At 71.7% G+C, this 17,520-nt stretch carries 17 protein-coding genes and 1 CRISPR repeat array; of the genes, 14 read left to right on the top strand and 3 right to left on the bottom strand.

Annotation, left to right across the window (positions count from 1 at the left end; all coding sequences use genetic code 11):
- Positions 1 to 20: 20 nt before the first annotated feature.
- The 6 genes from ACH4ZX_RS16040 to ACH4ZX_RS16015 are packed head-to-tail and all read left to right on the top strand — an operon-like array spanning position 21 to position 7,212.
- Complete coding sequence (locus ACH4ZX_RS16040) at positions 21 to 1,556, top strand: gamma-aminobutyraldehyde dehydrogenase (protein ID WP_398272563.1); 1,536 nt, start codon at positions 21 to 23, stop codon at positions 1,554 to 1,556.
- Between the two features lie 59 nt (positions 1,557 to 1,615).
- Complete coding sequence (locus ACH4ZX_RS16035) at positions 1,616 to 2,863, top strand: spermidine/putrescine ABC transporter substrate-binding protein (protein WP_398272561.1); 1,248 nt, start codon at positions 1,616 to 1,618, stop codon at positions 2,861 to 2,863.
- Positions 2,860 to 4,026: an ABC transporter ATP-binding protein gene (locus tag ACH4ZX_RS16030; RefSeq protein ID WP_398272559.1), complete on the top strand. Its 1,167-nt coding sequence runs from the start codon at positions 2,860 to 2,862 to the stop codon at positions 4,024 to 4,026. The genes ACH4ZX_RS16035 and ACH4ZX_RS16030 overlap by 4 nt, the downstream gene beginning before the upstream one ends.
- Positions 4,026 to 4,961, top strand: coding sequence for an ABC transporter permease (locus ACH4ZX_RS16025; protein ID WP_398272557.1), 936 nt, complete (start codon positions 4,026 to 4,028; stop codon positions 4,959 to 4,961). Before ACH4ZX_RS16030 ends, ACH4ZX_RS16025 begins: the two co-directional genes overlap by 1 nt.
- Positions 4,962 to 5,762 carry an ABC transporter permease gene (locus ACH4ZX_RS16020; protein ID WP_398272555.1) on the top strand — a complete coding sequence of 267 codons (801 nt, stop codon included), beginning with the start codon at positions 4,962 to 4,964 and terminating at the stop codon, positions 5,760 to 5,762. It begins immediately after the preceding gene.
- Between the two features lie 31 nt (positions 5,763 to 5,793).
- Positions 5,794 to 7,212, top strand: a complete 1,419-nt coding sequence (locus ACH4ZX_RS16015; RefSeq protein ID WP_398272553.1) for an NAD(P)/FAD-dependent oxidoreductase — start codon at positions 5,794 to 5,796, stop codon at positions 7,210 to 7,212.
- On the opposite strand, the gene ACH4ZX_RS16010 is transcribed toward ACH4ZX_RS16015, so the two are convergent.
- Together ACH4ZX_RS16010 and gabT are read right to left on the bottom strand one after the other, a co-directional pair.
- The gene (locus ACH4ZX_RS16010; RefSeq protein WP_398272552.1) at positions 7,209 to 8,057 is read right to left on the bottom strand and encodes a phosphatase PAP2 family protein; all 849 of its coding nucleotides are present in this window, start codon (positions 8,055 to 8,057) and stop codon (positions 7,209 to 7,211) included. The two genes, ACH4ZX_RS16015 and ACH4ZX_RS16010, sit on opposite strands and share 4 nt — an antisense overlap.
- A 203-nt stretch (positions 8,058 to 8,260) precedes the next feature.
- Complete coding sequence (gene gabT / locus ACH4ZX_RS16005) at positions 8,261 to 9,595, bottom strand: 4-aminobutyrate--2-oxoglutarate transaminase (RefSeq protein WP_398272550.1); 1,335 nt, start codon at positions 9,593 to 9,595, stop codon at positions 8,261 to 8,263.
- A gap of 409 nt (positions 9,596 to 10,004) precedes the next feature.
- On the opposite strand from gabT, the gene ACH4ZX_RS16000 reads away from it, so the two are divergent.
- The 6 genes from ACH4ZX_RS16000 to ACH4ZX_RS15975 all read left to right on the top strand — a co-directional run bounded on the left by ACH4ZX_RS16000 (position 10,005) and on the right by ACH4ZX_RS15975 (position 15,361).
- On the top strand, positions 10,005 to 12,131 hold the full coding sequence (locus tag ACH4ZX_RS16000; protein WP_398272548.1) for an ATP-binding protein: 2,127 nt from the start codon (positions 10,005 to 10,007) through the stop codon (positions 12,129 to 12,131).
- A 163-nt stretch (positions 12,132 to 12,294) separates the two neighbouring features.
- Complete coding sequence (locus ACH4ZX_RS15995) at positions 12,295 to 13,959, top strand: PucR family transcriptional regulator (protein ID WP_398272546.1); 1,665 nt, start codon at positions 12,295 to 12,297, stop codon at positions 13,957 to 13,959.
- A gap of 219 nt (positions 13,960 to 14,178) precedes the next feature.
- On the top strand, positions 14,179 to 14,385 hold the full coding sequence (locus ACH4ZX_RS15990) for a hypothetical protein (protein WP_398272544.1): 207 nt from the start codon (positions 14,179 to 14,181) through the stop codon (positions 14,383 to 14,385).
- Between the two features lie 152 nt (positions 14,386 to 14,537).
- Entirely contained in the window at positions 14,538 to 14,666 is a 129-nt protein-coding gene (locus ACH4ZX_RS15985) for a hypothetical protein (RefSeq protein ID WP_398272542.1), read from the top strand.
- A 57-nt stretch (positions 14,667 to 14,723) separates the two neighbouring features.
- Positions 14,724 to 14,987: a hypothetical protein gene (locus ACH4ZX_RS15980; protein WP_398272540.1), complete on the top strand. Its 264-nt coding sequence runs from the start codon at positions 14,724 to 14,726 to the stop codon at positions 14,985 to 14,987.
- On the top strand, positions 14,984 to 15,361 hold the full coding sequence (locus ACH4ZX_RS15975) for a PIN domain-containing protein (protein WP_398272538.1): 378 nt from the start codon (positions 14,984 to 14,986) through the stop codon (positions 15,359 to 15,361). The genes ACH4ZX_RS15980 and ACH4ZX_RS15975 overlap by 4 nt, the downstream gene beginning before the upstream one ends.
- 19 nt (positions 15,362 to 15,380) lie before the next feature.
- Positions 15,381 to 15,653: a CRISPR direct-repeat array (repeat unit 29 nt; unit sequence CTGCTCCCCGCACCCGCGGGGATGGTCCC).
- Positions 15,654 to 15,680: 27 nt separating this feature from the next.
- On the opposite strand, the gene ACH4ZX_RS15970 is transcribed toward ACH4ZX_RS15975, so the two are convergent.
- Positions 15,681 to 16,148, bottom strand: coding sequence for an ATP-binding protein (locus ACH4ZX_RS15970; protein ID WP_398272536.1), 468 nt, complete (start codon positions 16,146 to 16,148; stop codon positions 15,681 to 15,683).
- 168 nt (positions 16,149 to 16,316) lie between these two features.
- Here ACH4ZX_RS15970 and ACH4ZX_RS15965 point away from each other — a divergent pair, with 168 nt between their 5' ends.
- Complete coding sequence (locus ACH4ZX_RS15965) at positions 16,317 to 17,228, top strand: helix-turn-helix transcriptional regulator (protein ID WP_398272535.1); 912 nt, start codon at positions 16,317 to 16,319, stop codon at positions 17,226 to 17,228.
- Positions 17,228 to 17,413, top strand: coding sequence for a DUF397 domain-containing protein (locus ACH4ZX_RS15960; protein ID WP_398272533.1), 186 nt, complete (start codon positions 17,228 to 17,230; stop codon positions 17,411 to 17,413). Before ACH4ZX_RS15965 ends, ACH4ZX_RS15960 begins: the two co-directional genes overlap by 1 nt.
- Positions 17,414 to 17,520: the final 107 nt, after the last annotated feature.

Raw genomic sequence — 17,520 nt, 5'->3', positions numbered from 1 at the left:
CCCCGGCGGAGGAGAGCGACATGCACAACCCGGGCATCGCCACCCCGGAACGATTCCCCGCCCAGGACCGTTTCGCGGACGGCGCGCAGTACATCGCGGGCCGCCCGGCGAAGGGCACCTCGGGCCACACCTACGCGGTCGTCGACCCCGCGACCGGCGAGGACGTGTACACGTACGACCTGGCCGGCGCCGACGACGTGGACGCGGCGGTCGCCGCGGCGCGCGAGGCGTTCCCGGACTGGGCGGCCGCCACCCCCGGCGAGCGTTCCGACGCCCTGCACCGGCTGGCCGCCGTGCTCGCCGACCGCGCGGAGGAGTTCGCCCGCGCCGAGGCGCTGCAGTGCGGCAAGCCGCTGAAGCTGACCCGTGAGTTCGACGTGCCGGGGACGATCGACAACACCGCCTTCTTCGCCGGCGCCGCCCGCCACCTTCAGGGGCAGGCCGCCGGCGAGTACTCCGGCGACCACACGTCGTACGTGCGCCGCGAGGCCATCGGCGTCGTCGGCTCCATCGCGCCGTGGAACTACCCGCTGCAGATGGCGGCGTGGAAGATCCTCCCGGCGATCGCGGCCGGCAACACCGTCGTGCTCAAGCCGGCCGAGCTCACCCCGCTGACCTCGCTGCTGTTCGCCGAGGCCGTCACCGCCGCCGGCATCCCCGACGGCGTCGTCAACATCGTCACCGGCACCGGCCGGGAGGCGGGCGAGCGTCTGGTCGGCCACCCCGACGTGGCGATGACCTCCTTCACCGGCTCGACCGCCGTCGGCAAGCGGGTCGCCGAGATCGCCACCGGCACCGTCAAGCGCCTCCACCTGGAGCTGGGCGGCAAGGCGCCGTTCGTGGTCTTCGACGACGCCGACCTGGAGGCCGCCGTCAACGGCGCGGTCGCGGGCGCGCTCATCAACACCGGCCAGGACTGCACCGCCGCCACGCGCGCGTACGTGCAGCGGCCCCTCTACGAGGCGTTCGTCGAGCGGACGGCCGCCCTCATGGACACCGTCCGGCTCGGCGACCCCTTCGCGCCGGGCACCGATCTCGGTCCGCTGATCTCCCACGTCCAGCGCGACCGCGTCGCCGCCTTCGTCGACCGCGCGCGCTCCTACGCACGCGTGGTCACCGGGGGCGAGGCCCCGCAGGGAGATCTCAAGAACGGCGCGTATTATCGGCCCACCCTCATCGCCGACGCGCCCCAGGACAGCGAGGTCGTGCAGTCCGAAATCTTCGGCCCCGTGCTGGTGGTCCTGCCCTTCGACAGCGACGACGAAGGAATCAGGCTCGCCAACGACACCCCGTACGGGCTCGCGGCCTCCGCCTGGAGCCGCGACGTCTACCGGGCAGGCCGCGCCACCCGCGAGATCAAGGCGGGCTGTGTGTGGATCAACGATCACATCCCGATCATCAGCGAGATGCCGCACGGCGGCTACAAGGCGTCCGGCTTCGGCAAGGACATGTCTGCCTACTCCTTCGAGGAGTACACGCAGGTCAAGCACGTCATGTTCGACAACACGGCGGTGGCCCGGAAGGACTGGCACCGCACCGTCTTCGGGGACCGATAGACAGCAGAACCGGCCGCCTCACCCGCGGCCCCTCACCCTCCCGAAAGGGCACCACGCGCATGGAGCAGTACGAGCCCGACCGCCTGTCCCCGGCCCAGGTGGCCGCCATGCGGCGCAGCTTCCGCAACGGCAGGGCCTCCCTCACCCGCCGTTCGCTGCTGCGCGCCTCCGCGGGCGGCGCGCTCGCGGTCGGCGGTCTCGGGGCACTCAGCGCCTGCGGGATCCCCGCGGCGGGCAACACCAAGGGCGGCGTCTCCGCGGAGGACCACTCGGCCAAGGAGAAGATCGTCAACTTCTCCAACTGGACCGAGTACATCGACGTGGACGACAGCGAGAAGCACCACCCCACGCTGGACCTGTTCACCAAACGCACCGGCATCAAGGTCAAGTACACCGAGGACATCAACGACAACGTCGAGTTCTTCGGCAAGATCAAGCCGCAGCTGGCGGCCGGCCAGGACACCGGGCGCGACATCATCGTGCTCACCGACTGGCTCGCGGCCCGCCTGATCCGCCTCGGCTGGGTCCAGAAACTGGACCCGTCCAACCTGCCGCACGCCTACGCCAACCTGTCGCCGCAGTTCCGCAGCCCCGACTGGGACCCCGGCCGCGCCTACAGCTACGTCTGGCAGGGCATATCCACCGTCGTCGCGTTCAACAAGAAGGCGCTCGACGGCATCGAGGTCAAGTCGATCTCCGACCTGCTCGACAACCCCAAGCTCAAGGGCCGCGTCGGCTTCCTGTCGGAAATGCGCGACAGCGTGGGCATGACCATGCTGGACATGGGCATCGACCCGGGGAAGTTCACCGCCGACGACTACGACAAGGTGATCGCCCGGCTGCAGAAGGCCGTCGACAAGGGGCAGATCCGCCGCTTCACCGGCAACGACTACACGTCCGACCTCACCAAGGGCGACCTGGCGGCCTGTGTGGCCTGGGGCGGGGACATCGTCCAGCTCAAGGCGGACAGCCCGGACGTCGACTTCATCATCCCGGACAGCGGCTACATGACGTCGACGGACAACATGCTGATCCCGAACAAGGCGCGTCACAAGACCAACGCCGAGCGGCTCATCGACTTCTACTACGAGCCCGAGCAGGCCGCGGCGCTCGCCGCCTACGTCAACTACGTGTCCCCGGTCGACGGTGTGAAGCCCTACCTCACCAAGATCGACAAGACGGCGGCGGACAACCCGCTGATCCTTCCGGACAAGGCCACGGCCGCCAAGTCCCGCGCCTTCCGCTCGCTGAGCTCGAAGGAAGAGACCGAGTTTGAACAGAAGTTCGCGAAGCTGACTGGGGCGTGATCACCGTGACGAACAAGAACGACACCGGCGGCGACGTCCGACTGACGGGCGTCAGCAAGACCTACGGCTCCTTCACCGCCGTCCACCCGCTCGACCTGACCGTGCCGCAGGGCTCCTTCTTCGCCCTGCTCGGCGCCTCCGGCTGCGGCAAGACCACCACCCTGCGCATGATCGCCGGCCTGGAGGAGCCCACCACGGGCACCGTCCACCTCGGCGACCAGGACGTGTCGCACCTGCCGCCCTACAAGCGGCCGGTCAACACGGTCTTCCAGTCCTACGCCCTCTTCCCGCACCTCGACATCTTCGAGAACGTCGCCTTCGGTCTGCGCCGGCGCGGCATCAAGTCGGTGAAGAAGCAGGTCGAGGAGATGCTGGAGCTCGTCCAGCTCGGCGAGCAGGCCCGCAAGAAGCCGCACCAGCTCTCCGGCGGCCAGCAGCAGCGCGTCGCCGTGGCCCGCGCGCTGATCAACCACCCCAAGGTGCTCCTGCTCGACGAGCCCCTCGGCGCCCTCGACCTGAAGCTGCGCCGCCAGATGCAGCTGGAGCTCAAGCGGATCCAGACCGAGGTCGGCATCACCTTCATCCACGTCACGCACGACCAGGAGGAGGCCATGACCATGGCCGACACCGTCGCCGTGATGAACGGGGGCCGCGTGGAGCAGCTCGGCTCGCCGGCCGACCTGTACGAGAACCCGCAGACGACCTTCGTCGCCAACTTCCTCGGCACCTCCAACCTCATCCAGGCCGAGGTCGACACCATCAGCGGCGACGACATCGTCCTGAGGGCCGGCGGCGGCAAGCTCGTGCTGCCCGGGACGCGCTGTTCGGCGCCCACCACGACCGGCGGCAAGGTGCTGGTCGGCGTACGCCCGGAGAAGATCTCGCTGGTCCCCGCCGCGGACGCCGGAGAGATACCCGCCGGCCGCAACCGGATCACCGGCACGATCGCCGACTCCAGCTTCATCGGCGTCTCCACGCAGTTCGTCATCGACAGCCCGGTCTGCCCCGACTTCGAGGTCTACGTCCAGAACATCGACCGCGACCCCCGGCTCGCGCCCGGCGCCGAGGTCGTCCTGCACTGGAACCCGGCCCACACCTTCGGCCTGGACGCCACGCAGGACATCGACGCCGGAGTCGAGACCGTCGAGGAAGAGGCGGCCTGATGACGACGATCACCGAGGCGGAGGCACCTCCGCCGCTCGCCCCCGTCACCCCCGCGAAGAAGCCCCCGCGCAAGCGGGGCCGCCTGGTGCCGTACTGGCTGCTGCTGCCCGGCATCCTGTGGCTGCTGGTCTTCTTCGCGCTGCCGATGGTCTACCAGGCGTCCACGTCCGTGCAGACGGGCTCCCTGGAAAAGGGCTACCAGGTCACCTGGCACTTCGCGACCTACTGGGACGCGCTGTCCGAGTACTGGCCGCAGTTCCTGCGCTCGGTGCTGTACGCCGGCTCGGCGACGATCCTGTGCCTGATCCTCGGTTACCCGCTGGCCTACCTGATCGCGTTCCGCGCGGGCCGCTGGCGCAATCTGATCATGGTCCTGGTGATCGCGCCGTTCTTCACCAGCTTCCTGATCCGCACGCTCGCCTGGAAGACCATCCTCGCGGACAGCGGCCCGGTGGTCGGCGCCCTGGACTCGCTGCACATCCTGAGCGTCACCAACTGGCTCGGCATGACGGCCGGCGACCGGGTGCTCGCCACCCCGCTCGCGGTGGTGTGCGGTCTGACGTACAACTTCCTGCCGTTCATGATCCTGCCGCTGTACACCTCGCTGGAGCGCATCGACGGACGGCTGCACGAGGCGGCGGGCGACCTGTACGCACGCCCGGCCACCACGTTCCGCAAGGTCACCTTCCCGCTGTCGATGCCGGGCGTGGTCTCCGGCACGCTGCTGACCTTCATCCCGGCGGCCGGCGACTACGTCAACGCGGACCTGCTCGGCTCGACCGACACCCGCATGGTCGGCAACGTCATCCAGACCCAGTTCCTGCGGATCCTGGACTACCCGACGGCGGCGGCGCTGTCGTTCATCCTGATGGCCGCGATCCTCATCATGGTCACGTTCTACATCCGCAAGTCCGGCACGGAGGATCTGGTTTAAATGGCCTTCGTCAACTGGCTCAAGCGCCACCTCGTCGTCATCGCGGGACTGCTGACCCTCGGGTACCTGCTGCTGCCGAACGTCATCGTGACGGTGTTCTCCTTCAACAAGCCGAAGGGGCGCTTCAACTACGAGTGGCAGCAGTTCTCCACGGACGCCTGGAAGGACCCGTGCGGAGTCGCCGACATGTGCGGCTCGCTGTCGCTCAGCCTCCAGATCGCGTTCTGGGCGACGGTCGGCGCCACGATCCTCGGCACGATGATCGCCTTCGCGCTGGTCCGCCACCGCTTCCGGGCGCGCGGCGCGGTGAACTCGCTGATCTTCCTGCCGATGGCGATGCCCGAGGTCGTCATGGCCGCCTCGCTGCTCACCCTGTTCCTCAACATGGGCGCCCAGCTGGGCTTCTGGACGATCCTGATCGCCCACATCATGTTCTGCCTGAGTTTCGTGGTGACGGCGGTGAAGGCGCGCGTGATGTCGATGGACCCGCGGCTGGAGCAGGCGGCCCAGGACCTCTACGCCGGTCCGGTGCAGACGTTCCTGCGGGTCACGCTGCCCATCGCGGCCCCGGGCATCGCGGCGGGCGCCCTGCTCGCCTTCGCGCTCTCCTTCGACGATTTCATCATCACCAACTTCAACGCCGGCTCGACCGTCACCTTCCCCATGTTCGTCTGGGGTTCGGCGCAGCGCGGTACGCCCGTCCAGATCAACGTCATCGGCACGGCCATGTTCCTCATCGCCGTACTGCTCGTCCTGGCCTCGATGGTCGTCGGCAACCGCCGCAACAAGCAGAAGGCGTGATCCACCGCAACCCTGTAGGGAGTTGAAAATCATGGCCCCGAGCGCCATGAGCCGTTGGACAAGAGCACTCTCCGACATCCAGCCGGTCCCGTACTGGCTGGACGACCCCGGCAAGCCCCGTCCCGAGCCCGCCCTCACCGGCGCCGAGACCTGCGACCTGCTGGTCGTCGGCGGCGGGTACAGCGGACTGTGGACCGCGCTGATCGCCAAGGAGCGCGACCCCGGGCGGGACGTCGTCCTGCTGGAAGGCCGCGAGGTGGGCTGGGCCGCCTCCGGCCGCAACGGCGGCTTCTGCGCCGCCTCCCTCACCCACGGCCTGGCCAACGGGCTGACCCGCTGGCCGGACGAGATCCACAAGCTGGAGGAGCTGGGCGCCCGCAACCTCGACGAGATCGAGGCCGCGGTCGCCCGGTACGGGATCGACTGCGACTTCGAGCGCACCGGCGAGATCGACGTCGCCACCGAGACGTACCAGGCGTGGGAGCTGCGCGACTGGTACGAGGAGATGGAGCGCCGCGGCCTCGCCGACGGCGTCGAGTTCCTGGACGCCGAGGCGGTGCGCGGTCACGTCGACTCGCCGACCTTCCAGGCCGGCCTGCACGACCGCAAGGGCGTGGCCATGGTCAACCCGGCCCGGCTCGCCTGGGGCCTGAAGCGGGCCTGCCTGCGGCTCGGCGTCCGGGTGCACGAGCACACGCCCGCGCTCGACCTCAAGCCGTACGGCGCCGGCCTGGCCGTACGCACCCCCTACGGCCGCGTGCGCGCCCGCAAGGTCGCGCTCGGCACGAACGTCTTCCCGAGCCTGGTCCGGCGGGTGCGCCCGTACACCGTCCCGGTCTACGACTACGCGCTGATGACCGAGCCGCTGACCGACGAGCAGCTCGCGTCGGTCGGCTGGAAGAACCGCCAGGGCCTCGGGGACAGCGCCAACCAGTTCCACTACTTCCGGCTGTCCGCCGACAACCGCGTCCTGTGGGGCGGCTACGACGCGGTCTACCCCTACGGCGGCCGGGTGCGCGCCGAGTACGACGACCGCCCGGAGACCTACGCCAAGCTCGCCGAACACTTCTTCACCTGCTTCCCGCAGCTGGAGGGGGTCCGCTTCACGCACGCGTGGGGCGGCGCGATCGACACCTGCTCGCGCTTCTCGGCGTTCTTCGGCACCGCGCACCGGGGGAAGGTGGCGTACGCCGCGGGCTACACGGGCCTCGGCGTGGGCGCGACCCGGTTCGGCGCCGAGGTGATGCTGGACCTGCTGGCGGGGGAGACCACCGAGCGCACCTCGCTGGAGATGGTCCGCAAGAAGCCGCTGCCCTTCCCGCCCGAGCCCTTCGCCTGGACCGGCATCGCGCTCACCAAGTGGTCCCTGGCCCGCGCCGACGCGCGCGACGGGCGGCGCAACCTGTGGCTGCGGACGATGGACCGGCTGGGCCTGGGCTTCGACAGTTAGCGATCTCGGCCTGTGGTCTCCCGCGCCCAGCGGGAGACCACCAGCGTCAGGCAGGTCAGCAGCACCGTGCCGAGGCACCAGCTGGCCAGGACGTCCAGCGGCCAGTGGTAGCCGCGGCGGACCAGGCCGAAGGCGACGGCGAGATTGACGGCGGCGCAGGTGACGACGACCACGCGGCGGGCGGCCGCCGAAGCCAGCCAGGGCAGCAGGAGCACCGCCGCCGCGCCGTAGGCGACGGCGGCGGTCGCCGTGTGGCCGGAGGGGTAGTAGCCGGTGCCCGGCGGCACGGCCGGGGTGCCCGGGCGGGCGGTGAACTCCTTGAGCGGGACGACCAGCGCCGGCACCAGTGCCATGACGAGGGCCGCGGCGAGCGGCGGCAGCCACCAGCGCCGGGCACCCGCCCGACGGCCGCGCCGGGCCGCATCGGCCAGCACGAGGGCGAGGACCGGGAGCGCCACCCCGACACCGCCGAGGTCGGACAGCAGTTCCGAGACGCGGTCCGGGTGTACCAGAACGCGGCTGACCCGCTCGTCCACGCGCACCAGCGGGCCGTCGGCCACGACCTGCCAGGTGATCAGCGCGAAGAGGAGAGCGGGGAGCCCGAGAAGGAGGAAGGAGAGGAAGGAGGCCGGCCGCCCCGGAACAGGGGGGGTCGTTCCGGAGCGGCCGATCGGATCGGATGGACGCCCACCCCGGGGGGTTTGGGGCGGGCGACTGTCCGACCGGTGAGGAGATCCGGAGCCAGAGGCCCCGGTTGTGTGCGCGAGGGCACGACCAGGTCGAAGCTGGGGAGGCCCCGGCCTGAGTTCGTCCGCAGTCCCCTGCGGACGGGGTGTTTCTCTCATCTGCGTAGAACCTACGGCAGTGCCGGGGGCGACGACAGACGGAATCGCACCCCGACATCCACCTCGCACACGTTCTTCACACGCTCTGCCGTTGGCCGCCCCAGCCCTGGGATCAGCTGTGCGGGCGGGCGCTCAGATGCCTGCGGGAGCCTGCCCGCTGAGCCTGCGGGAGCCTGCCCGCGGACGGCTGCGGGAGCCTGCTCTCAGACGCCCGCGAGAGCCTGCTCGATGATGTCGAGGCCCTCGTTCAGCAGGTCCTCGCCGATCACCAGCGGGGGCAGGAAACGCAGCACGTTGCCGTAGGTGCCGCAGGTGAGGACGAGCAGGCCCTCGGCGTGGCAGGCCTTGGCGAGCGCGCCGGCCGCCTCGGGGTTCGGCTCCTTGGTGGTGCGGTCCTTGACCAGCTCGATGGCGATCATGGCGCCGCGGCCCCGGACGTCGCCGATGATGTCGAACTTCTCGGCCATGGCGGTGAGGCGGCCCTTCATGATCGCCTCGATGTTCTTCGCCTTGGCGTTGAGGTCCAGCTCCTTCATCGTCTCGATCGCACCGATCGCGCCGGCGCAGGCGACGGGGTTGCCGCCGTAGGTGCCGCCGAGGCCGCCCGCGTGCGCGGCGTCCATGATCTCGGCGCGGCCGGTCACGGCGGAGAGCGGCAGACCGCCCGCGATGCCCTTGGCCGTCGTGATCAGGTCGGGGACGATGCCCTCGTCCTCGCAGGCGAACCACTGGCCGGTGCGGCAGAAGCCGGACTGGATCTCGTCCGCGACGAAGACGATGCCGTTGTCCGAGGCGAACTGGCGGATCGCGGGCAGGAAGCCCTTGGCCGGCTCGATGAAGCCGCCCTCGCCGAGCACCGGCTCGATGATGATCGCGGCGACGTTGTGCGCGCCGATCTGCTTGGTGATCTGGTCGATGGCCTGCGCGGCGGCCTCGGGGCCGGCGTTCTGCGGACCGGTCGGCCAGCGGTAGGCGTAGGCGACCGGCACGCGGTAGACCTCGGGCGCGAACGGGCCGAAGCCCTGCTTGTACGGCATGTTCTTCGCCGTCAGCGCCATCGTCAGGTTGGTCCGGCCGTGGTAGCCGTGGTCGAAGACGACGACCGCCGGGCGCTTGGTGTACGCACGCGCGATCTTCACCGCGTTCTCGACGGCTTCGGCGCCGGAGTTGAACAGGGCGGACTTCTTGGCGTGGTCACCCGGCGTGAGCTCGGCGAGGGCCTCGGCGACCGCCACGTAGCCCTCGTACGGGGTGACCATGAAACAGGTGTGGGTGAAGTCCGCGAGCTGCGCGGACGCCCGGCGTACGACGGCCTCGGCGGAGGCGCCGACGGTCGTCACCGCGATGCCCGAGCCGAAGTCGATGAACCGGTTGCCGTCGACGTCCTCGATGATGCCGCCGTCGGCCCGCGCGGCGAAGACGGGCAGCGTGGAGCCCACGCCCTGCGCCACCGCGGCGACCCGGCGGGCCTGCAGTTCCTGCGACTTCGGACCGGGGACGGCGGTGACGAGGCGGCGCTCCTGCGGAAGTGCGCTCATGGGGGCTCCTGTGGGGTTTTACGGCCTTACGAACTCTTTCCTCGCAGGCTAGGACGGTGAGCGGGGGGTGGGCATGCTCCATGTGGGCGTTGTAGGAACGGCGGATTGTCCGCGGTGGCCATAGCGGGTGGTCGTGGGGGTGGCCGGCGGTCTTCCGGTGCTCGTCCGGTGGTCCTCCGGTGGTCGTCCGGCGCTCGTCCGGTGCTCGTCCGGTGGTCGTCCGGCGGTTCCCTGGCGGCCACCCAGCGGCCCACCCGGCGGCCCGCGGACCGTCCCCGTCCGGGGTGCCCGCCCGCCCCCGGCCCGGCCCGGCCCGTCCCCTCGGCCGCGCAATCGGTGAACTCCCCTTGCCGGGGCGTTAGATTGACCGCTGATGGAGCACCAAACGGCTGGTCGGGGAGCGAGGGCGATGGACAGCGACGGGACGCAGGACGCGCGGGGCACGCATGCGAACCCTGTGCCGCGTCCGGCAGGTCCGCCGGAGGTTCCGGCGATGCCGCCGCGGCCTCCCGCGGCGCCGGGCATGCCGCCGCGGCCGGACGGGCAGGCGTTCCTGGCCTGGCTGCGGGCCCCGCGGCCCGAGGCGCCGCCCGGCGTGTGGCGGTTCGGGCACCGGCCGCGGCCGCAGGAGGAACCGGAGCTCACCCCCGCACGCCAGCTGCTGAGCGGGGCGCTGATCGCCTTCCTCGTCGGCTGGCTGGTCTGGTCCCTGCTGTGGAACGGCTACCTCGGCGACTGGTGGCTGCTGCCGCTCTGGGCGATGATCCCGGACTCCTGGGCCCAGCCGCACAGCTTCGCCGCGGTCGTGGTCGTCTACGCCTACTACGTGGTCATCGCCCTGGTCATCATGGTCGGCGTGGGCCGCCTCGGCCGCTGGGGCGAGATCTGGCGCCGCTACGGACCGCCCGCCTGGCGCCCGGCCGCCGCCCCGCGCACCGAACGCCCTCCCGTCCCCGAGCAGGACCCCGCCGAGTGGCCCCAGCTGCGCGCCGCCGGAGCCGTCGACGCCGCCGAGCGGCTCGCCGCGGAGGCCAGGGCGGGCCTGATGCGGGACGTCGACCACGCCCGCATCACCCGCGCCTGGCAGGGCGTGCGCAGCGGCCGGCACAGCCTCGCCGCGTTCACCGGCGCGGTGCTCCAGGAGGGCGCCGCCGCCTGCCTGCACCCCTCCGGGGAACGTGACCTGCCCGCCCGGCTCGCCCGGCACGACCTGCTGACCGGGCAGGTGCGGCTCGGCGCCGCCGCCGACGACCCCCGCAACCCCTACGCCTACCGCGGGGCCGGCCTCGGCCTCGGCCCCGACCTGCTCGGCACCTCCCTGCTCGCGGTCGGCCCGGCCGGCTCCGGCAAGACCGGCACCCTGGTGCGGCCGCTCGCCGAGTCGCTGTGCCTGCACGCGCTCGCCGGTCGGGCCGCCGTCGTCGTGGTCGGCGCCGCGGGCGCGGGCCTCGGACCGGCCGACGCCTACGACGTCGTCGTACGCGTCGGGCAGCCCGACTCCGTCTACGACCTCGACCTGTACGGCGGGACCACCGACCCCGACGAGGCCGCCGCGGTGCTCGCCGAGGCGCTCGTCGGAGACCTCGCCGACCCGCACCCCGGCAGCGACAGCCGCCGGTCGACGACCGTGCTGGTGCAGCTGCTCGGCCCGTTCCGGGCCGTCCACGGCCGCTTCCCCTCCGTACCGGAGCTGCGGCAGCTGCTCGACGCGGCCCCCGGCCCGCTGGGCGAACTGCGCACGGCACTGGAGGCCTCCGGGCAGGACTCGCTGCTGCGTGAACTGGACGCGCGGCAGCGGCAGGCGGGGCACCCGGGCGACGTGGCCGGCGTCCTCGCCGACCGGGTCGCACTGCTCGACCGGCCCGCCTTCGCCGGGTTCTTCGACACCTCCGGGCAGTCCCGTCCGTTCTCCCTCAAGGCCCTCGACCACCCGGTGCGGGTGCGCATCGACCTGCCCGAGCGCGGGCACGCCGACGCCTCCCGGATGCTGGCGCGGCTGGTGCTCGCGCAGTTCACGGCGAGCGTCGCGGTACGGGAGGACCGGTCGCTGTTCGCCTGCCTGCTGCTGGACGACGCGGCGGGCGTCGTGACCCCCGAGGCGGTGCGCGGCATCCAGCGGCTGCGGTCGGCGAACGCGGGCGTCGTGCTGACGTTGCGGACCCTGGACGACGTACCCCGTCCCCTGCGCGGGCCGCTGCTCGGCGCGACCGGCTGCCGGATGGCGCTGTCCGGACTGACCCCCTGGGACGGGCAGGACTTCGCCGAGGTGTGGGGCAAGGAGTGGACCGAGGCCCGCGACGTCACCGACCGGCAGATCATCGCCGAGACCCCGGCCGGCAAGGCGGTGCACATGCTGCGCCGGGTGATCACCGGCAAGGCGCCCACCGCGCGGGCCGTGACCGTGCGCCAGGTCGAGCGGGAGCGGTGGTCGGCGTCCGAACTCGCCCACGGGGTCCCGCCGGGCCACGCGGTGCTGTCGCTGACCACGGTGAAGGGCGAGCACGCACCGCCGCTGCTGGTGGATCTGAGGGGCTGAGTTCCGGCCGTACGAGGAGACCGGTCGACCGTACGAACGGGAGGCCGGTCGACCGTACGGTGAGGCAGAATCGACACAGGCCGTCTGTACGCGACGGCCAAGTGATCACCTGGATCGCGCCGTCCTCCCCGACCGGCCGTCCTCCCCGACCCTGAAGGGCCTCATGCCCCCGACGCTCGCCTCGCTCGTCCACCACTCGGCGCTGAAGCTGACCGTGCGCGCGGGCGAGGACCGCCTGGACGTGCCCGTCCGCTGGGCGCACGTCAGCGAGCTCGCCGACCCCGTGCCGTACATGGAGGGCGGGGAGCTGCTGCTGACCACCGCGCTCAAGCTGGACGCCGAGGACGGCGAGACGATGCGGCGGTACGTGCGGCGACTGGCCGGCGCCGGCGTCGTCGGGCTCGGCTTCGCCATCGGCGTCAACTACGACGAGATCCCCGAGGCCCTCGTCGACGCGGCGCGGGCGGAGGGACTGCCGCTGCTGGAGGTGCCGCGCCGCACGCCCTTCATCGCCATCAGCAAGGCCGTCTCCGCGGCGATCGCGGCCGAGCAGTACCGGGCGGTGACGGCGGGGTTCGCCGCGCAGCGCGAGCTGACGAAGCAAGCCCTGACGGACGGCCCGGAGGGGCTGCTCGCCGCGCTCGCCTCGCAGGTCGACGGCTGGGCGGCGCTGTACGACGCCTCGGGCGCCGTCGTGGCCGCCGCGCCGGAGTGGGCGGGCCGCAGGGCGGCGCGGCTCAGGGCGGACGTGGAACGGCTGCGGGAGCGGCCGGCGCCCGCGTCCTCGGTGGTGGGCGGGCCGGACCACGAGGACCGCGTCGAACTGCACTCCCTGGGCACCGGGCGGCGCCCGCGGGCCGCGCTGGCGGTGGGCACCGCCGCCGCCCCCGGCACCGCCGAGCGGTACGCCGTCCACTCGGCGATCGCGCTGCTGACCCTGACCACGGAACGCTCCCGCTCCCTGCACGCCGCCGAACAACGCATCGGCACGGCGGTACTGCGCATGCTGCTCGCGGGGGAGCCCGAGCACGCGCGCACCGTCGCCGGCGACCTGTACGGCGGGCTGCTGGACGCCCCCTTCCGGATCATCGTCGCCGAGTGCGCCTCCGCGTCGGCCGCGCGGGCGGCCGGCGAGCCGGCCGCGCGTACACCGGCCGCCCGGGGCACCGCCACCGCATCCGCGGACGGCACGGACGGCGACCCGCCGGCCGCGCTCGCCGAGGTCGTGGAGTCGGCGGCGGCCCGCGCCGGGGAGGCCGTGCTGGCGGTGCCCGAGGGGGACCGGCTGGTGGTGCTGGCCACGGACGGGGGCGCGGCGGTCGCCGCCTGCGCCCGGTACGCGGCGACGCTGGAGACGGCGCGCGAACGGGCGGCGGGAGCGGGGGACCGGCCGGCCGACGGTCACGAACTGGTCGTCGGCCTGTCGGCCCCGGCCGGGCCGACCGCGGCCACGGTGGCGTACAAGCAGGCCGAGCAGGCACTGTCGGTGGCGCGGCGGCGGGGCCGGGTGTGCGTGGAGCACGAGCAGCTGGCGGCCGGGTCGATGCTGCCGCTGCTGGCCGACGACGCCGTGCAGGCGTTCGCCGACGGCCTGCTGCGCGCGCTGCGCGACCACGACGCGACCGGCCGCGGCGACCTGGTGGCCTCCCTGCGGGCCTGGCTCTCCCGCCACGGCCAGTGGGACGCCGCAGCCGCCGACCTCGGCGTCCACCGCCACACCCTCCGCTACCGCATGCGCCGAGTGGAGGAGATCCTCGGCCGCAGCCTGGACGACCCGGACGTACGGATGGAACTCTGGCTGGCCCTGAAGGCGACTTCGGGCGACTGAGGGGCCACGCGCCGGACGATGACTGGGAGTTGCAGTCGTGCCGAGGCGTGTGCTCGTTGCCAGGCTCGACGTTGATCGTTATCCGGTCGGCAAGACCGGGCGCCCGCAGCGGTGCGCGGCGCAACGGTCAGATTGGTACCGCCGGTCGATTCCGCTGGCGAGGTGCGCTACACACAGTGGCTGACTCACCTGGAACAACGGCGCGAAGGAGAGTGAGCAATGGACACGTTCCACTCCTGGGACGAGGTGAGGGACGAGATTTTCGACGAGGACGATCTCGACGAGATCAGGGCGAGCGCCCAAAAGCTGGTCGCGCAGGAACCGGCCCCGGAACTGACCGAGCAGGAACGCCACGAGGCCGAGGAGGCCCTGGGCCTTACTCACGGACGGGACCGGCACGTCCGCCGTCCGGGACACGCCCTGTGAGCCCACGGGTGCGGCTCCACGACACGGCATGCTCATTGCACTCGCGGACCGCAAGGTGAGGATCGCGCGACAGACCTGGACATCGCGGACTGCGGAGCATCGGCGCCGCTCTGCGGCGGGCGGCCCTGCCGACGAAGAAGCGGCCGGACGCGGTGGACGCCTGGGTGGCGCCGGCGGCGGCCCGGCACATCAGCGCGGTGGTCCTAATCGCCGACCCGGTGGACGTCCACGCCTGCCTGACGGCCCTCGCACCGACGGATGTGCACGTGGTCGCCGTCTGACGACCGATCGGCTGCATTCCGCAGCCCGGTCGTTCTACTGGCGGTAGAATGCTCGCCATGGGAGAACAGGACACCAGCATCAAGACCACCAAGGACGTCCGCGACCGCCTCAAGGTTCTGGCCGGCGAACGCGGCACCACCATGAACGATCTCCTGGCCGAACTGGTGGCCCGTGAGCTCACTGAGGGGGAGAAGGAACAACGGGCGCAGCAGGCCCTTGAGGAGATCCGGCGGACGACCGGTGTGAATGTCTCCGACGAGGCACGCACCCGAGCACGCGCCTTCTTGCAGAGCCTCGGACGGGAGCGCCACGCCGCGTGATCCGCGTCCTGCTCGACCACACCTGCATCCAGGCCCTCGCCGAGGGCGACGAATTCCTCAACGGCCTCTACGTCGAGGCCAGCTACGGCTACGCCGAGATCGTGATCCCCGCCCTGTCCGCCACGGTCGCCGAGCGCGAGAAGCCTGGTGCGGGCCAGCACATCCTGAGCCGCCGCTTCACGACCGTCGCCGACTTCACCCATGCCCAGGCCCTGGTGGCCGGGACATGGCGGCAGGCGGACTGGCGGATCCTGCACCCCGCAGCCGCCGCACTCGTGGGACAGCAGGCCGGCGACGACGCCACGCTGCTGTCCCTGAAACCCGACCTGTACGCAGGTACGGGAGTCAGCCCCCTCAACCCGCTGGAGCCGTAACGGGGCACACAGCCGGGACCTGCTCCCCGCACCCGCGGGGATGGTCCCAGTGGCTGGACCCGGGCCAGCCGCCCGCCCAGCTGCTCCCCGCACCCGCGGGGATGGTCCCCCAACAGGTTCGGGCCGCCGTTCTCCCGGGTGCTGCTCCCCGCACCCGCGGGGATGGTCCCGCATCCGCGATCCGCTGCGGGTCGCGGAGGTTCTGCTCCCCGCACCCGCGGGGGTGGTCCCGGCACCACCGACGTGGAGATCTGGCGAACCTGCTGCTCCCCGCACCCGCGGGGATGGGGTCGTGCCGGAGAGGCCGCGCATCTGTGCGTCACCGCGTGGCGACCGGGCTTGAGGCTGGGGCCTTGGCGTCGCACTCCGCCCAGACCGTCTTGCCGGCGGGCGGGTACGGGTCCGTGCCCCAGCGGTCGGCGAGGGTGGCGACCAGGAGCAGGCCGCGGCCGGATTCGCCGACCAGCGCATCCCCGGAGTCTGTGCATGGTGAGGGGAGTTGGTCTCCGCGTGCGTCGGTGACGGCGATGCGGAGGATGCCCGTCTCGGTGTCGAGGGTGAGGGCGAGGCGGAAGTCGCGTCCCCGGACGCTGCCGTGCAGGGCCGCGTTGGCGGCGAGTTCCGCGACGATCTGTTCGGCGCGTTCGATTACGTCGGGTGACACGTCCCAGGCGCGGAGCTGTTCGGCGGCGAGTAGGCGGGCGAGGCGGGCTCCGCGGCGGGTGGACGACAGGAGCTGGGCGAACGTGCGTACGGTGGCGGTGAATTGGGGTGCGGTTGTGCTCATGGGGCCACGGTGACCGGCGCGCGGGGGTGCTTTCCAGGGGGCCGGTCCGTACGTTAAGTCAGCGTACGGACACATTCTGTGGACGGTACGCCGCTTCGTCCGTCACTCTGGGTGTCGTCGCGCGCGGGGCGACGGACAGCGGGTGCACGGAAGCGGAGGTGGCCGCGTATGACGAGCGGCATCGGCAGCGTAGGCAACGGCCACAGCGGCGGCAAGGACTGCGACGACGGTCACTACGGCGGCCCGGCCGACTGCGCGACGGACCGTGAGCCCGATCCCTCGGACAGTCTGCGCACCTGGGGTGCCTTCCAGCAGGCGTTGCGCGAGCACGCCGGTTACAGCAGAGCCGAGTTCGCGGACCTGGTGCGCTTCTCCAAGCACACCGTGGAGTCGGTGGAGCGGGGGCGCAGGATGCCCGACGCGGCGTTCGTCCAGCGCGCCGACGAGGTACTGGGGAGCACCGGGGCGCTGCTGAAGTCGTCGAAGTACGTCACGCGGGGGCGGGGTGATGTGGGGCTTGCGGCGTGGTTCTGGGAGTGGGCTCGGCTGGAGCGCGTGGCGGTGAGTCTGTGTACGTACGAGTGCAGGCTGGTGCCGGGGTTGTTGCAGTCGGAGGGGTATGCGCGGGCCCTCTTCGAGAATCGCATTCCGCTGCTGACCGACGAGCAGTTGGAGGCCCAGGTGGCGGCGAGGCTGGACCGTCAGCGGATGCTGTCCGAGCGGCCTACCGTTCCCTTCCACTTCATCGTGGAAGAGGCGGTGTTCCTCCGCAGGCTGGGCGGGCATGACGTCTGGCGAGGCCAGTTGGACTACGTGCTGGAACGGACAGCGCCCCGCAACGTCACTCTCCAAGTCGTGCCGACGGGTGCGGAGTTCCATGCCTGCATGGACGGTCCCATAAGGCTCCTGGAGACCCCGAAGGGGCGACGGCTGGCGTACTCCGAAGGACAGGAGAACGGTCGGTGGATCTCTGACCCGAAAGAGGTGAGCCTCCTCTGTCAGCGCTATGACACACTGCGCTCGCAGGCCCTGAATGCCAAAGACTCGCGGGGTCTGTTGGAGCGACTCCGAGGAGAGTGATGAGCACGATGGAACTGGCTTGGTTCAAGTCCAGCTACAGCGGCAGCTCGGGCGACGACTGTGTCGAGGTCGCCGTCACAGAGCAGGCCGTGTGCGTCCGCGACTCCAAGGACGTAGTGCGCCCCCACCTCGCCGTCGGCCGCGCCGAGTGGTCGCGGTTCGTGGGGTTCGTGGCGGAGGCGTAAGCGGCACCGGTACCGAGGGGGCTGGCTGCGCCCAGGACAATCCGGCGCACCCCCCGCCCCCACTTCTCCATCCCGGACAAACGCCCCCCGGCCGCCCCGCCCCTACC

Origin of the sequence: Streptomyces sp. NPDC020490 (assembly GCF_044335305.1) — a bacterium.
Classification (GTDB): Bacteria; Actinomycetota; Actinomycetes; order Streptomycetales; family Streptomycetaceae; genus Streptomyces.
The sequence above is the reverse complement of the archived record's forward strand: the minus strand, read 5'-3'. Positions and strand labels throughout refer to the sequence as shown.

Coding starts and splice junctions, on each gene's coding strand:
- ACH4ZX_RS16010 (WP_398272552.1), bottom strand. CDS start 8,057: ATGAGAGAAACACCCCGTCCGCAGGGGACTGCGGACGAACTCAGGCCG.
- gabT (WP_398272550.1), bottom strand. CDS start 9,595: ATGAGCGCACTTCCGCAGGAGCGCCGCCTCGTCACCGCCGTCCCCGGT.
- ACH4ZX_RS15980 (WP_398272540.1), top strand. CDS start 14,724: ATGGGAGAACAGGACACCAGCATCAAGACCACCAAGGACGTCCGCGAC.
- ACH4ZX_RS16015 (WP_398272553.1), top strand. CDS start 5,794: ATGGCCCCGAGCGCCATGAGCCGTTGGACAAGAGCACTCTCCGACATC.
- ACH4ZX_RS15970 (WP_398272536.1), bottom strand. CDS start 16,148: ATGAGCACAACCGCACCCCAATTCACCGCCACCGTACGCACGTTCGCC.
- ACH4ZX_RS15965 (WP_398272535.1), top strand. CDS start 16,317: ATGACGAGCGGCATCGGCAGCGTAGGCAACGGCCACAGCGGCGGCAAG.
- ACH4ZX_RS16000 (WP_398272548.1), top strand. CDS start 10,005: ATGGACAGCGACGGGACGCAGGACGCGCGGGGCACGCATGCGAACCCT.
- ACH4ZX_RS15960 (WP_398272533.1), top strand. CDS start 17,228: ATGAGCACGATGGAACTGGCTTGGTTCAAGTCCAGCTACAGCGGCAGC.
- ACH4ZX_RS15995 (WP_398272546.1), top strand. CDS start 12,295: ATGCCCCCGACGCTCGCCTCGCTCGTCCACCACTCGGCGCTGAAGCTG.
- ACH4ZX_RS16040 (WP_398272563.1), top strand. CDS start 21: ATGCACAACCCGGGCATCGCCACCCCGGAACGATTCCCCGCCCAGGAC.
- ACH4ZX_RS15990 (WP_398272544.1), top strand. CDS start 14,179: ATGGACACGTTCCACTCCTGGGACGAGGTGAGGGACGAGATTTTCGAC.
- ACH4ZX_RS16025 (WP_398272557.1), top strand. CDS start 4,026: ATGACGACGATCACCGAGGCGGAGGCACCTCCGCCGCTCGCCCCCGTC.
- ACH4ZX_RS16035 (WP_398272561.1), top strand. CDS start 1,616: ATGGAGCAGTACGAGCCCGACCGCCTGTCCCCGGCCCAGGTGGCCGCC.
- ACH4ZX_RS16020 (WP_398272555.1), top strand. CDS start 4,962: ATGGCCTTCGTCAACTGGCTCAAGCGCCACCTCGTCGTCATCGCGGGA.